This is a genomic window from Rothia sp. HMSC075F09 (assembly GCF_001810515.1).
GTDB lineage: Bacteria > Actinomycetota > Actinomycetes > Actinomycetales > Micrococcaceae > Rothia.
In genome coordinates this window covers 331-566 of the sequence record NZ_KV801779.1, presented here as the reverse complement: position 1 = coordinate 566, position 236 = coordinate 331, and the positions used below count along the sequence as shown (strand labels likewise).

At 57.2% G+C, this 236-nt stretch carries 1 protein-coding gene; it reads left to right on the top strand.

The genetic code is table 11. From position 1 onward, the window contains the following. On the top strand, window positions 1-236 hold a 236-nt coding region (locus HMPREF2749_RS09320; protein WP_246823483.1), incomplete at both ends, for a DUF6318 family protein.

The following is a 236-nucleotide window of genomic DNA, read 5'->3' as shown; positions in this document are numbered from 1 at the left end:
GCCGGTATCCTCGCCACCAATGAGGAAAAGCACGAAGCGCGCCTTTTCAAGCGGGATAAGGTACTGGCTTCCCTTGAGCCGACTGAGAAGTTTGATGGGCTTGCCAAACAGGGTGATTCAACTGGTCTGCTTGTCTACACCGCCTACGAGCGCAACGGCAGGTACGTGCCTGCTACCGAAGAGCGCGCCGCTCAGAATGTGCCGTACCCCGTTCTGCAGCCGGGAATGAATGAGTA